This window comes from Arthrobacter sp. NPDC093128 (assembly GCF_040683875.1).
Taxonomy (GTDB): domain Bacteria; phylum Actinomycetota; class Actinomycetes; order Actinomycetales; family Micrococcaceae; genus Arthrobacter.
Genome location: NZ_JBFBEY010000010.1, coordinates 33,694 through 46,511 on the forward strand (window position 1 = coordinate 33,694; position 12,818 = coordinate 46,511).

The window sequence follows — 12,818 nt, forward strand, 5'->3', positions numbered from 1 at the left end:
AGATTGCGGTGAAAGACTTTCGGCAGGCCCGCACGGGGCTCTTCATGCCCGGACCTGCGGGCAACAAGGAAAGGTAAACAATGACGTTTTCTATCGGAGTCGTCGGCGTCGGACAGTTCGGCGGCCACTTTGCCCACCTCTTCAAGCTCCACCCGGGCGTGAGCGAGGTTTATGTCGTTGACGAGCGGCCGGAACGCGCCGCCGCCGCGCTGGAGCACTGGGGGCTTGACGGCACCAAGGCGAGCTTCGAGGAGCTGCTGGCGTCCGACGTCGACGCCGTTGCCATTTTCACGCAGCGCTGGACCCACGGACCGCTGGTGGAGCAGGCGCTGCGCGCCGGCAAGCATGTCTACTCCGCTGTTCCCATGGCTGTTTCGGAAGAGGAGATCGAGCGCATCATCGAGGCCGTGAAGGAAACCGGGCTCGTCTACGCCATGGGTGAGACAAGCTACTACAACCCCGCCACGGTCTACGCACGCAGCCAGCACGCCGCCGGGAAGTTCGGCCGGATCTTCTACAGCGAAGGCGACTACGTCCACGACATGGACCTTGGCTTCTATGACGCCTACCAGTACAGCGGCGGAGACGCGTGGAAGGCGACGGCGAGCTACCCGCCGATGCTGTACCCCACCCACGCAATCGGCGGCGTCCTGGGTGTCCTGCCCTCGCACGCGGTCAGTGTGAGCTGCATCGGCGTCAAGGACGACCGGGGCGACGGCGTCTTCGACAAAGACGTGAGCATGTTCGACAACGACTTCTCCAACGCCACCGCGCTCTTTGAACTGAACGACGGCGGTGCCATGCGCACGAACGAGATGCGCCGGGTGGGCTACCCGTCCCACATCCGCGAATCGCGGTTCCGCTTCTTCGGCACCGAGGCAAGCTTCGAGCAGCTCGCAAAGGTCACGGTGTGGCAGGACAAGGAAAACGTCCACGACATCTCGGACCAGGTGGAAACCCGGCCCAGCATCCCGCTGGATGATCCCTCACTGGCCGGCGTTGCCCCCGAGCTGCGTGATGCTTTCATCTCCGGGCTTGCACCCGTGCACGACCGCGGACGCCTGCCCGACGAATTCCTCGGCGCTCCGACCGGCCACGAAGGCAGCCACCAGTTCCTGGTGGACGACTTCGTGACCGCGGTCAACGCAGGATCGCTGCCGCCGGTCAATGCCTGGGTCGCCGCGCGGTTCACCCTTCCCGGGATCGTGGCGCATGCCTCGGCCCAGCGGAACGGCGAACGCCTGCCCATCCGCGATTTTGGCGACGCTCCGCGGGACGAGTAGTTAGCATGTACTCCATGACCACTCCCGCAGTGCACGTACCTCGAAGCCCGGTAACCCGCAAGGATGTTGCCCGCTACGCAGGCGTGAGCACTGCCGTGGTCAGTTACGTGGTCAATGGCGGGCCCAAGCGGGTTGCGCCGGCCACGGAGGCGAAGGTCCAGGACGCGATCCGCGTCCTGGGCTACCGCCCCAACGCTGCCGCGCGGGCCCTGAAGCTGGGGTCCAGCGAGACCATCGGCCTGGTGATTCCGGACAACAGCAACCCGTTCTTTTCCCTGCTGGCGCACGCCGTGGAGGACGCCGCCGCAGACCGCGGATTCGCCCTGGTGCTGACGAATTCAGACGGAAACGTGGCGAAGGAGCGCCGGAACATCCGCAACCTGGCCGCCCGCCAGGTGGACGGCGTGGTGCTGGCCAGTGTCCTTTTTGAACCTGACCTGGCGGACCTCGAATCGGCCGAGATTCCCTCGGTGCTGCTCAACCACGGTGGTGAATCGCCCGGTTTCAACAGCGTTGGCGTGGATCTGGCCGCCGGAGCCAAGATCGGGGTGGAGCACCTGATCGGCCATGGCCATACCAACATCGCGCTGGCCATGGGTACCAACGTCTCCAACGAGTTCGACGGACGTGAACAGGGCTGGCTTCAGGCCCTGGCCGGCGCGGGCCTGCCCGAAGGCCCCGTTGTCCGCGGCGACTTCACCCGCGAGGGCGGCTACGCGGCGGGAAAGCGCCTGGTGGCTTCCGCGAGCCGTCCCACGGCCGTGTTCGCGAGCTCGGACATGCAGGCCATCGGAATCCTCCGGGCCCTGCACGAAGCAGGCATCTCGGTGCCCCGGGACATGGCGCTGACGTCCTTCGACGGTTCGGCCGAGGCGGAATTCAGCTGGCCGGCGCTGACCACGGTGGAGCAGCCCGTTCGGGCAATGGCGGAGGCTGCCGTCAGTGCCCTCGTGGGAGAGACCAAGGGCAGTCCGCCCGAGCACCGGCTGTTCCCCACCAAACTGCGGATCAGGCAGTCCTGCGGCTGCCCCTAGCTGCCTCCGGGCCTGCCGGTGGGCCTGCCGGTTGCCTCGAGCGGTCGCGTGGCCGGGCTACCCGGCGCTGACGATCCGCAGCCGGCTGACGCTTTCCTGGAGGAGGCGCCGCGCGTCCCCGCTGAGGCCGGCGTCGCTGATGACTTCGTCGGCTTCCTCGAACCCCGCGATGGTGCTCATTCCCTGCGTGCCCCACTTGGTGTGGTCGGCAATCACCACCACCTTGCGTGAGGCTGCCACGAACGCCCGGTCGGTCTCGGCCTCCAGCAGGTTGGGGGTGGTGAAGCCGGCATCGGGATCCATGCCGTGCACGCCCAGGAACAGCAGGTCCAGATGCAGCTGCTTGAGCGCCGCCGTCGCGATGGGTCCAACCAGCGCGTCCGACGGCGTGCGCTCGCCGCCGATCAGGATCACCGTGGAGCCGTAGCGTCCCGCGCCGGACGACGAGCCGTGATGGAAGAGGTCGGCAATGCGGATGGAGTTGGTCACCACGGTGATGCGCGGGCCGTTGACAAGTTCCTTCGCCAGCGCCCACGTGGTTGTTCCGGCCCCCAATCCCACGGCCATGCCCTCATGGACCAGGGAAGCCGCTTCCACTGCGATGGCCCTTTTCTCCGCCGTTAGCTGCGTGGACTTCTGCTCGAAGCCGGGTTCATGGGTGCTGGCATCGCCCGGCAGCTTGGCACCGCCATGGATCCGCTCCACCCGGCCGCCTTCCTCGAGCAGCTCGATGTCCCGCCGGACGGTCATGAGCGACACACCCAGCTGCTGGGCGAGGTCCGAGACGCGGACAACCCGTTCGCGCTGGACGGCGTCCACGATTGCCTGGTGGCGTGCTGCGGGGAGCATGGAGTTCCTTTCGGGCTGCGGCTGGGGGGATGCGGTCCCCGTCAGAGTCCATCATGGTCTACCCCTTGCTGGAACCAAGAGTCAGCCCTGCAACAAACTGCCGTTGCAGGAGCAGGTAGATCACCAAGGTAGGGATGACAGTGATGACGGCACCGGCGGCCAGGAGGTTGTAGTTGTTCAGGAACTGGCCCTGGAGGTTGTTGATGGCCGTGGTGATCGGGAGCCGGTTGCCGCTCTGGATGAAAATCAGCGGCCAGAAGTAGTCGTTGTAAATGAAGATGACCTGCAAAGTGCCGAGGGCGGCAAACGCCGGCCGGCACAGCGGCATGATGATCTCCCGGTACTGCCGCCAGATACCGGCGCCGTCCACCAGCGCGGCTTCGGTCAGGTCCGCGGAGAGGGCTTTCATATAGTTCGACAGCACGAAGGTGCAGAAGCCCATCTGGAAAGCCGTGTTGACGGCGATCACCACAATGTACGTGTTCAGCATGTTGCCGGAATCGCTGAAGGAGTACGGCACCTCGAAATGCTTTGCCATTTCGAACAGCGGCGCCGCGAGGACCTGCGGCGGCAGCAGGTTGCCAGCGGTGAACATGATCAGCAGCGTGATGTTGAACTTCCAGCTCACGCGGCTCACGGCGAACGCCATCAGGGACGCCAGGAAGAGCGTCATCAGCACGGCCGGGACCGTGATGATGACGGAGTTCCAGAAGTACGTGGAAAACCCGCCCTGCGTCCAGGCCTGGGTGAAGTTGTTGAAGTTGAAGTCGCCGGCCAGGCTGAAATAGCCGTGCTCGTTGGTTGACGCCACCGGGCGGAGGGCGGTGAAGAGCGACCAGCCCAGCGGGACCAGCCACATGACGGCCATGACGGTGAGGAAGATATGGGTGCCGTAGTGGCGCTTCGGCCGGCTGCCGGACCGGAACCCGGCGGTGGTACCGGTTCTGCCGGTCCGTGTGGTGCTGCTCATGCTTTGCCCTCCTTGCCGAAGGTGCGGCTGAGGTAGAAGACGATGGGGACAAGGGAAATGACCAGCAGCACCACGGCCAGCGCAGAGCCCACGCCGATCACCTGGCCTTCACCCACCAGGTTCTGGATCACCAGGGCGCTGAGCATTTCCAGGCCGTTGGTGCCGCGGTTGATGACGTAGACAACGTCGAAGGCGCGCAGCGATTCGATGATGGTGATGACCACAATAACGATGTTGATGGGCCGCATGGCGGGAAATACCACGCGGAAAAAGGTCTGGAAGCCGTTGGCCCCGTCAATGGCTGCGGCCTCCTTGAGGCTGGGGTCCACGCCCTTGAGCCCGGCCAGGTAGAGGAGCATGACATACCCGGCATGCCGCCACGTGGCCGCGATCATCGCGGCCCAGATATTGACGGAAGAGTCCCCGAACCAGTCCACGGCCTGCGGCGTCCCGGCTGTGCCCAGGAGGAAGTTCAGCAACCCGTTGTCCCGCTGGTAGAAGAGCTGCCAGATGATGCCGATGAGGGCCAGTGAGAGCATGACGGGTGCAAAGAAAATGCTCTGGTAGATCTTGCTGCCGCGGATGTTCTGGTCCAGCAACACCGCCAGCAGCAGGCCCAGCGGGGTGGCCACGAGGGCCAGGAACAGGAGCCACAGCAGGTTGTGCTGCACGGCGGGCCAGAACGGCGGGTAGTCCTGGGTGACGTACTGGTAGTTGTCCAGCCCAGCCGGGCGGATGGCGCCCAGGTCCAGGCCGTTCCACCGGGTGAAACTGAGGCCCACCGACATTAGCGTCGGCAGCCACACGAGCGTCAGCTCGATCAGGGTGGGAATGCCCACCATCAGCGACAGGACCAGCTTGTCGCGTCCGGACAGGCGGCGGACCCGTCCGCCCTTGGCCCGCCAGGTTCTGGACAACTTCGAGGGAGCCCCCTCGGGCTCCCTCGCTTCGGGCGGAACCAGGTCTCTTGCGGTGCTGCTCATGGAAGTCTTCCCTCGCTACTGTGCGGCGTAGAGCGTCTTGGCCTGGGTTTCGAGGTTTTTGACGTCCATCTTGCCGTCCTTGATGAAGGTCTGCAGCGCCGGGATCATCACGTTGTTGGCCATGGCCGGCAGGGCGTCGCGGTCGAAGAACTGGCTGATGTATTTGGCGTTAGCGATGGTATCCGCGCACGTCTTGTTGAGCGGCGTGAACTTGGACATGTCCGCGCCCTTGGCCGTGGCGATATTCGACGCATCCACCGCAGCGTACGCGTCCTGCGCCTCGGCGGATCCAAGGAACGCCATGAAGTCGCGGGCAGCCTTGTTCTCGCCGCCCTTCTTGGACAGCAGAAGTCCGTCGATGGGGGCCTCGACGGCGTCCCGGCCTTCCATGGCGATCTCCGGGAAGGCGAAGAATCCGATATCAGCCAGGACTGCAGGATCAGTGAATTGCTGGGTCACGAAGGAGCCCAGCAGGTACATTCCGGTCTTCTTGGCCTCGAGGGCCTTGGCGGCATCCTGCCAGGTCTGGCCGAGGGCCGCCGGGTCCTGGAAAGGGAGCAGCTCGGCCCACGTGTCAAAAACGGCGCTGACCTTTTGCTGGTCCCAGGACTCCTTGTGGGCGCACAGGTCCACGTGGAACTGGTAGCCGTTCAGCCGCATGTTGATGTAGTCGAAGGTGCCCATGGCCGGCCAGCCGTCCTTGTCCGCAAAGCCGATGGGAATGATGCCGTCGGCCTTCATCGTCGTGGCCAGGGACTTGAGGGCGTCGAAGGTCTCGGGAACTTCGTAGCCCCTCTCGGTCCAGAGGCTCTTCCGGTAGAAGAATCCCCACGGGTAGTTGTAGTTGGGTACGAAGTACAACTTGCCGTCGGGGCCGGTAGAGGCCTTCTTCAGCGCCTCCGAGTAGTTGCCCCCGATGCTCTCCCAGACGTCGTCGATGGGGGCCAGCAGTCCTTTCTCCGCGTAATACTGCATGCGGTAGCCGGCGAACCACGTGAAGGTGTCGTCCGGGGAACCCTGCAGGTAGGAGTTGATCTTGTTCTGGAAATCGTTGTGCGGCACCACGTTGGTGGTGACTTTCTTGCCGGTCTTGGCGGTAAATGCATCGGTGACGGCCTGGTACGCGCGCTTCGGGACATCGTCCGAGGACCCCGAACCGAACGTCAGTCCGGGGGAGTCGGAGCCTGTGGCTGACGGCCCGCTGCCGCCGGTGCAGGCTGCGAGGAACGGGATGCCGGCCAGCCCTGCCGCCCCGACGCCGACGGTCTTGAGGATAGTCCGCCGGCTCGGATAACCAGCTGCCGACGCATTAAACTGTGCTGCCATGTTCTCTCCCTTGAAAAATAGCTGCATGTGAGGCTCCTCACATGGTCATGACTATAACCTCTCAAAAGAGAACAGGAAAGAACGGGAAACAACATTTTGGCTGCAATCCGTGTTTGAATCGTCACAAAGCACGACGGCCCCGTTCACACCCGCCCGGCGGGGTAAACGGAGCCGTATGCTGCCTCGAAGGCAGGCCTGTTGGGAGTTGCTGTTATTTCTTGAGTGAGGCCGCGATCTGGGCCATGACGGTGTTGTCTGCCAGGGTGGTGGCGTCGCCCACTTCGCGGCCTTCGGCGACGTCCTTGAGCAGGCGGCGCATGATTTTGCCGGAGCGGGTCTTGGGCAGTTCGGGCACCACCAGGATGGTTTTGGGCTTGGCGATGGGTCCGATCTCCTTGCCGACGTGGTTGCGGAGCTCCTGGACGATCGTGTCGCCGGTGTCCACGGCGTCTTCGCGGAGGATGACGAACGCGACGACGGCCTGGCCGGTGGTTTCGTCGGCGGCGCCGACAACGGCGGCCTCGGCCACCGCCGGGTGGGACACCAGCGCCGACTCGATTTCCGCCGTGGAGAGCCGGTGGCCGGAGATGTTCATGACGTCGTCCACGCGGCCCAGGAGCCAGACGTCGCCGTCTTCGTCCTTCTTGGCGCCGTCACCGGCGAAGTACATGGTCTCGAAGCGTGACCAGTAGGTTTCCTTGAACCGTTCCGGGTCGCCCCAGATGCCGCGGAGCATCGCGGGCCACGGTTCGCGGATCACCAGGAAGCCGCCGTGGCCGTTGGGCACGGACTCGCCGAGTTCATCCACCACGTCCACGGCGATGCCGGGCAGCGGTACCTGGGCGGAGCCGGGTTTGGTGGCGGTGACGCCGGGCAGCGGGGCGATCATCTGGGCGCCGGTTTCGGTCTGCCACCAGGTGTCCACGATCGGTGCCGGGTGCTCCTTCTTCTCGCCGTTCTTGCCGGCGTTGGCGCCGATGACGTCCCGGTACCACATCCAGGCTTCGGGGTTGATGGGTTCGCCCACGGAGCCCAGGACGCGGATGGAGGAGAGGTCGAACTTGGCCGGGATGTCCTTGCCCCACTTCATGAACGTGCGGATCGCCGTGGGGGCGGTGTAGAGGATGGAGACCTGGTACTTCTCGATGATTTCCCACCAGCGGCCCTGGTGCGGGGAGTCCGGGGTGCCCTCGTACATGACCTGGGTGGCGCCGTTGATCAGCGGGGCGTAGGCGACGTAGGAGTGGCCCGTGATCCAGCCGATGTCGGCCGTGCACCAGTACACGTCCGTTTCCGGATGCAGGTCGAACACGGCCTTGTGGGTGTAGGCGCCCTGGGCCAGGTAGCCGCCGGTGGTGTGCAGGATCCCCTTGGGCTTGCCGGTGGTGCCGGAGGTATAGAGGATGAACAGCGGGTGTTCGGAGTCGTGGCCCACGGCAGTGTGTTCCGGGGAGGCTGCCCCGACGGTGTCGGCCCACCAGTGGTCCCGACCCTCGTGCCAGTCGACGTCCTGGCCGTTGCGCTTGACCACCACCACGTTCCGGACGGTGTGGCCGGACTTGGCCAGGGCGTCGTCGACCGCGGGTTTCAGGGCGCTGGGCTTGCCGCGGCGGTAGGTGCCGTCGGCGGTGACCACCAGTTTGGCTTCGGCGTCGTCGATCCGGGAGCGAAGGGCATCGGCGGAGAAGCCGCCGAACACCACCGAGTGGACGGCGCCGATCCGGGCGCAGGCCAGCAGCGTGATGACGGCCTCGGGAATCATGGGCAGGTAGACGGCCACGCGGTCGCCCTTTGCCACGCCGAGGGACTCGAAGGCGTTAGCAGCCTTCTTGACCTCTTCGGTGAGCTGCGCGTACGTGTAGCTGCGGCTGTCACCGGGTTCGCCCTCGAAGTAGATGGCCACCCGATCCCCGAGCCCGTTCTCCACGTGGCGGTCCAGGGCGTTGTAGGCGGCGTTGACCTCGCCGCCGACGAACCACTTGGCGAAGGGAGGGTTGGACCAGTCCAGGGTCTGGGTGAAGTCCTTGGACCAGGTGAGCATTTCGCGGGCCTGCCGGGCCCAGAAAGCGGGCCGATCGGCGTCGGCCTCCGCGTAATCTTCGGCGGTGACCACCGCGTTCGCGGCGAAGTCTTCCGAGGGGGCGAACTTCCGGTTCTCGTGGGAGAGGTTCTCGAAGGCATCGCCGTTCCCGGCCTGGCCCCCGTTGGCCGAGGCGTTTGCGGCTCCTCCGGCGGAGGACTGGTTGGCTGGCACTTCGGCGTGGGCAGCAGTAGCCGTGGAGCTGGGTGTGTCATGGGACATGGTGAACCTCATCATTCATCGATCTTTGCTTGGCGGCACCCCGCCGTCACCGTGCCGCAGCCGTGCCGCTTGCGCGGCATCAGGCAGCGGCTGATCACGGCTGTACCGCAAAGAGCTGTTCCGAAATACACACTAACGCCTGCCCGGCACCGCACGTGTGCCCGGTCACATAGTGAACCGTGAACGGCGCGGATTAAGCGCCGAATGGTTCCCGGACGGGGCGTACCGCGGCTTCTGGTGCGAGGGCTGCGCATCCGTCAGACTGGCACCACGACAGGATGACTTGGGGGAATCATGAGATTCACGGAACCGATGCCGCACAATCCTTGGCCGCAGGACATGGTCATCCGGGTGGATGACAACCCGCAGCACCTGACCGTCCTGCTGTTCATCCGGCAGGCATGGGGGATAGCGCCCGGCGCCGACGTTCCCCCGCTTGCCCCGGTCCCGGATGGCGGCGCCTCGCGGCTGAATATGGATGGGAAGGCATCGACGGCGACGCCTATCGCGACTGGCAGGGGCAACGCCGGCCGCAGACCCACGGGCAGCCGCCGCGGAAGGCCGCAGATTCCCCGGAACCACAAAGCCTGCCCGCCCTGGTTGCCGCGTGGAGGAACGGCCTGGATACAGTGGTTGTGCTTCCGTATGCGGGGTTCTTTGCCCGCCGGATCACCAACCGGCACCTTGCCGCGTCCGCGGAGACGCGCAATGCGCCTGCGAGCTACACGCAGGCGCTGGATTCCTGGACCCGCCTGTCCTAACCGAAAACATTCACCGCGCAAACAGGCGGGTGTGCTAAAGCGAATTCCGCCTGCATTCCGGTGCGCCCGCCTCCGGCCCGTCAGCTAGTGATCAGCCAAGCACTTGGCTAGGCTGAGATGAAGTTGTGACATCCGATGGAGGCGACAGGACCGCTTGCGGTCCTGTTCTTGCCTGCCGTTAGGAGGCGCTGTCCAGGGCGCCACCGTGCTAAGGAGAACAGAATGAACCAGCAAAGCCATGGACAGCATAAGGCCGCCCATCCGCATCCCGGCCAGGCGTCCAGCCCGGCGAGTGCCGGCAAGCCGGCCAACGCAGAAGGGCCAAAGCCCGCGGGAAGCCGGCTGACGGCCAGGAAGAATGAAACGGTCCTCGGCCCATTCACCATCCGTGACCTTACCGTCTTCGGATCAACGCTGATTCTGTTTGTAGGGTCGCTGATCCCGATGTTCGCTTCGCGGTACAACCTGTGGAACCTGGGCAGTCTCTTCTTCCTGGGGCTGGGAGTCCTCCTGCCGCTGATCGTGACCGCACTCTTCGTGGCACGCCGCCTCACTCCGGAGTCAAAGCTCCGGGTCGGGTCCCTTTCCATCGACCAGTTCGCCTCCGTGGTTGCGTCCTTTGCCCTCGGCTTCTTCTTCCTGACCGGTGCCGAGACCTATGCACCTGCCGTGCTGGTGTCGCTGATCGGATCCCTGGGGCTGTTTGCCGCCACTGTCCTTGCGCGCTTCATTCCTTTCTTCGCCGGCGACTTCCTGGACCGCGCCGAGGCGCCCGCACACGTGGTGGCCCGTGAATCCGCCGTGCCGTTCCGCAAGCCCAGCGCCCCGAAGGAGCCCAAGCCGGCCAAGGAACCGGGCTCCGGTGCGCTAGCCGGCTGGGCGAAGCGCCTCACGCCGGGCGGTGCAGCTGGTGGTGCAGCCGCGGCTGGCGGCGCGGCAGTGAACGGCGACCGCCCCCATGCTGGGGCTTCGGCTGGCCAGGCCCCGCATGGGACAACGCAGCATGGGACAACGCACGACGGGGCAACGCAGTTCGGTGCTGCCCAGCAGGGGACGGGTCACCAGGGTTCTGCCTCGCAGAGCTGGGCTCAGCCCGATTCGGCACACGAGCGGTCCACCCCGCAGGGTGACGCCACAGCGGCCGCTCCTGCCGCTGCCTCCGCCGGATCCGGCAACGCAGCCGCTGCCTCCGCGGGGGCCGCCGCAGGCCGCGGCGCCGACGCGTCGCCCGCAACCCAGGCCGCCGACGTCGTGCCTTCAGCAGCGGAGCAGACGCAGGCGGCCGCCGGCGTACCGTCCGCACCGGAAGCGACCCAGGCGGCCGCCGTCGTACCGTCCGCACCGGAAGCGACCCAGGCGGCGGAAGTTCCCGCCATCGGCCACGGGTCCGCAAGCGGTCCCGCCACGGGCGCGGTGCCCGCAGCGTCGTCGCCGGCCCAGACGATGCTGCACCCGCAGGTGAGTTCGCAGGAGCCCATCGGTGCCACAGTGGACCCGTCCAGCCGCTCCGAGGAGCACGATGAGGAGCCGGTCCACGAGGCGTTCTGGTTCGCCGTGGCCCAGCCCCGCACCGCGGTCGAGGAACGGACGGGCACGCCGGCGTTCGTGATCGAACCCGGCGGCTGGGTTCTTGCCCTGGAAGACCGCGGACATGAATTCCTGGTCCAGCACACTGATGGACGGGTGGGCGTGCTGCGCGACCTCAGCAACATCGAGCGCGGCTAGCCGGCCCCCGATGGCCACCAATTCCGGCACACCGAAGCCGGGCAGCATCACACCGCAGGCGTCCGGGGAATCATTGCTGGCGCTGAAGCGCCGCGCCCGCAGGATCAACCGGGCGCTCGCCGAGCTGTACCCGTACGCGCACGCCGAGCTGGACTTCCGCAGCCCGTTCGAGCTGCTGGTGGCAACGGTGCTCTCGGCCCAGACTACCGACGTGGTGGTCAACCAGATCACGCCGCTGCTGTTCGCCCGGTATCCCGATGCCCGGAGCATGGCCGAGGCCGACCCGGCCGACCTTGAGGTGATCCTCAAGCCCACGGGGTTCTTCCGCGCCAAGGCGAGGAACGTCATGGCGCTGTGCAACCGGCTTGTGGACGAGTACGACGGCGTGGTGCCGCCCCGGCTGCAGGACCTGGTGACGCTTCCGGGGGTGGGGCGCAAGACTGCCAACGTGGTGCTGGGCAATGCCTTCGGCATTCCCGGAATCACAGTGGACACGCACTTCGGCCGGCTGTCGCGGCGCTTCGGCTGGACAGAGTCGGATGATCCGGTGCGCGTCGAAGCGGACGTGGCCGAGCTGTTCGAGCCGAGGGACTGGACCATGCTTTCGCACCGGGTGGTGTTCCACGGGCGCCGCGTCTGCCATTCACGCAAGCCCGCCTGCGGTGCGTGCGCGGTGGCCACGTGGTGCCCCAGCTACGGGGCAGGGGAGACGGATCCGGAGAAGGCGCGGAAGCTGCTCAAGTACGAGCTCGCCCCCGGTCAGGAGGCCCTGCTGGCGCAATTGCTGGCGGAAACACACCGGGCGGCGGAAATCCGGATGGAATCACAAAAGCGGGAGCCATGACCGCCCGCCAGGATCTCGTCGAACTCATTGCCGCCATCGACGCCGGGACCGGCCCGGCCCGCAATCCGTACTGGCGCGAGCTGTCTGTCGACGACTCAGTGGCCCGCAAGGCCGCCGTGCTGATGCTGTTCGGTGCGCTGGACAATGTGCCGGCCGCCTCCGGAAAGCAGCTCGCCCCGGCGGATCTCGATGTTCTCCTGCTGGAACGGGCCCACACCCTTGACGATCACCCCGGCCAAGTGGCCTTCCCCGGCGGCGGAATCGACCCCGGCGAATCGCCCATCGAGGCGGCCCTCCGTGAAGCGGAGGAGGAAACCGGGCTGGATTCGGCCGGCGTGGAGGTTCTCGGCGCCATGCCGCAACTGGCGCTGCCCCGCGGGAACTTCCTGGTGACGCCGGTCCTGGCCTGGTGGCGTTCACCGTCGCCGGTCCGCGTTGTGGACTACGGCGAATCCGCCCAGGTGTTCCGGATCCCTGTGCGGGACCTGCTGGATCCGGACAACCGGGTCATGGCCAAAGTCAGCCGCGCCGGCCAGACCTTCCTGAGCCCCGCCTTCGTGGTGAACAAGGTGGTGGTCTGGGGGTTTACGGGAATGATCCTGAACGAGCTCTTTGATCACCTGGGCTGGTCGGTTCCGTGGGACCGGAACCGGCTGCACCAGATTGATGTGTAATTTCCTGGTCGGTTGACCTCGCCGGCGCGGGCCCGGCCAGGCGGTCCGGGCGAGGCGGGCCTGCTTC

Annotated in this window: 11 protein-coding genes; 6 read left to right on the forward strand and 5 right to left on the reverse strand. The window is 66.1% G+C overall.

Features of this window, described 5'->3' with window-relative positions; all coding sequences use genetic code 11:
- Positions 1-80 precede the first annotated feature (80 nt).
- Together AB0N24_RS13210 and AB0N24_RS13215 are read left to right on the forward strand one after the other, a co-directional pair.
- On the forward strand, positions 81-1,283 hold the full coding sequence (locus tag AB0N24_RS13210; protein ID WP_364124750.1) for a Gfo/Idh/MocA family oxidoreductase: 1,203 nt from the start codon (positions 81-83) through the stop codon (positions 1,281-1,283).
- A 14-nt stretch (positions 1,284-1,297) separates the two neighbouring features.
- Complete coding sequence (locus AB0N24_RS13215; RefSeq protein ID WP_364124753.1) at positions 1,298-2,317, forward strand: LacI family DNA-binding transcriptional regulator; 1,020 nt, start codon at positions 1,298-1,300, stop codon at positions 2,315-2,317.
- A 57-nt stretch (positions 2,318-2,374) separates the two neighbouring features.
- Here the strand turns inward: AB0N24_RS13215 and AB0N24_RS13220 are convergent, their stop codons facing one another.
- The 5 genes from AB0N24_RS13220 to acs form a co-directional block, all read right to left on the reverse strand.
- A complete protein-coding gene (locus AB0N24_RS13220) occupies positions 2,375-3,166 on the reverse strand; it encodes a DeoR/GlpR family DNA-binding transcription regulator (protein ID WP_364124755.1) in 792 nt (263 codons plus the stop codon).
- A 58-nt stretch (positions 3,167-3,224) separates the two neighbouring features.
- Complete coding sequence (locus AB0N24_RS13225) at positions 3,225-4,136, reverse strand: carbohydrate ABC transporter permease (protein WP_364124758.1); 912 nt, start codon at positions 4,134-4,136, stop codon at positions 3,225-3,227.
- Positions 4,133-5,119 carry a sugar ABC transporter permease gene (locus tag AB0N24_RS13230; protein WP_364124761.1) on the reverse strand — a complete coding sequence of 329 codons (987 nt, stop codon included), beginning with the start codon at positions 5,117-5,119 and terminating at the stop codon, positions 4,133-4,135. The genes AB0N24_RS13225 and AB0N24_RS13230 overlap by 4 nt, the downstream gene beginning before the upstream one ends.
- A gap of 15 nt (positions 5,120-5,134) precedes the next feature.
- Positions 5,135-6,445 (reverse strand): ABC transporter substrate-binding protein, encoded by a 1,311-nt coding sequence (locus tag AB0N24_RS13235; RefSeq protein WP_364124764.1) that lies wholly within the window; start codon positions 6,443-6,445, stop codon positions 5,135-5,137.
- Between the two features lie 211 nt (positions 6,446-6,656).
- Positions 6,657-8,747, reverse strand: a complete 2,091-nt coding sequence (gene acs, locus AB0N24_RS13240; RefSeq protein WP_364124767.1) for an acetate--CoA ligase — start codon at positions 8,745-8,747, stop codon at positions 6,657-6,659.
- Positions 8,748-9,148: 401 nt separating this feature from the next.
- Here acs and AB0N24_RS13245 point away from each other — a divergent pair, with 401 nt between their 5' ends.
- From AB0N24_RS13245 to AB0N24_RS13260, 4 genes are all read left to right on the forward strand, one after another.
- Positions 9,149-9,508 (forward strand): hypothetical protein, encoded by a 360-nt coding sequence (locus tag AB0N24_RS13245; RefSeq protein ID WP_364124770.1) that lies wholly within the window; start codon positions 9,149-9,151, stop codon positions 9,506-9,508.
- Between the two features lie 222 nt (positions 9,509-9,730).
- Positions 9,731-11,233 (forward strand): hypothetical protein, encoded by a 1,503-nt coding sequence (locus AB0N24_RS13250; protein WP_364124773.1) that lies wholly within the window; start codon positions 9,731-9,733, stop codon positions 11,231-11,233.
- Positions 11,234-11,243: 10 nt separating this feature from the next.
- Positions 11,244-12,077: an endonuclease III gene (gene nth, locus AB0N24_RS13255; RefSeq protein WP_364124776.1), complete on the forward strand. Its 834-nt coding sequence runs from the start codon at positions 11,244-11,246 to the stop codon at positions 12,075-12,077.
- Complete coding sequence (locus AB0N24_RS13260; RefSeq protein ID WP_364124779.1) at positions 12,074-12,751, forward strand: CoA pyrophosphatase; 678 nt, start codon at positions 12,074-12,076, stop codon at positions 12,749-12,751. The genes nth and AB0N24_RS13260 overlap by 4 nt, the downstream gene beginning before the upstream one ends.
- The last annotated feature ends 67 nt before the right edge of the window (positions 12,752-12,818 follow it).

What these genes read in the sequence shown, in the direction of transcription:
- AB0N24_RS13260 (WP_364124779.1), top strand. Translation starts at nt 12,074, where the DNA reads ATGACCGCCCGCCAGGATCTCGTCGAACTCATTGCCGCCATCGACGCC.
- acs (WP_364124767.1), bottom strand. Translation starts at nt 8,747, where the DNA reads ATGTCCCATGACACACCCAGCTCCACGGCTACTGCTGCCCACGCCGAA.
- AB0N24_RS13215 (WP_364124753.1), top strand. Translation starts at nt 1,298, where the DNA reads ATGACCACTCCCGCAGTGCACGTACCTCGAAGCCCGGTAACCCGCAAG.
- AB0N24_RS13250 (WP_364124773.1), top strand. Translation starts at nt 9,731, where the DNA reads ATGAACCAGCAAAGCCATGGACAGCATAAGGCCGCCCATCCGCATCCC.
- AB0N24_RS13230 (WP_364124761.1), bottom strand. Translation starts at nt 5,119, where the DNA reads ATGAGCAGCACCGCAAGAGACCTGGTTCCGCCCGAAGCGAGGGAGCCC.
- AB0N24_RS13220 (WP_364124755.1), bottom strand. Translation starts at nt 3,166, where the DNA reads ATGCTCCCCGCAGCACGCCACCAGGCAATCGTGGACGCCGTCCAGCGC.
- AB0N24_RS13225 (WP_364124758.1), bottom strand. Translation starts at nt 4,136, where the DNA reads ATGAGCAGCACCACACGGACCGGCAGAACCGGTACCACCGCCGGGTTC.
- AB0N24_RS13245 (WP_364124770.1), top strand. Translation starts at nt 9,149, where the DNA reads ATGGGGGATAGCGCCCGGCGCCGACGTTCCCCCGCTTGCCCCGGTCCC.
- AB0N24_RS13210 (WP_364124750.1), top strand. Translation starts at nt 81, where the DNA reads ATGACGTTTTCTATCGGAGTCGTCGGCGTCGGACAGTTCGGCGGCCAC.
- nth (WP_364124776.1), top strand. Translation starts at nt 11,244, where the DNA reads ATGGCCACCAATTCCGGCACACCGAAGCCGGGCAGCATCACACCGCAG.
- AB0N24_RS13235 (WP_364124764.1), bottom strand. Translation starts at nt 6,445, where the DNA reads ATGGCAGCACAGTTTAATGCGTCGGCAGCTGGTTATCCGAGCCGGCGG.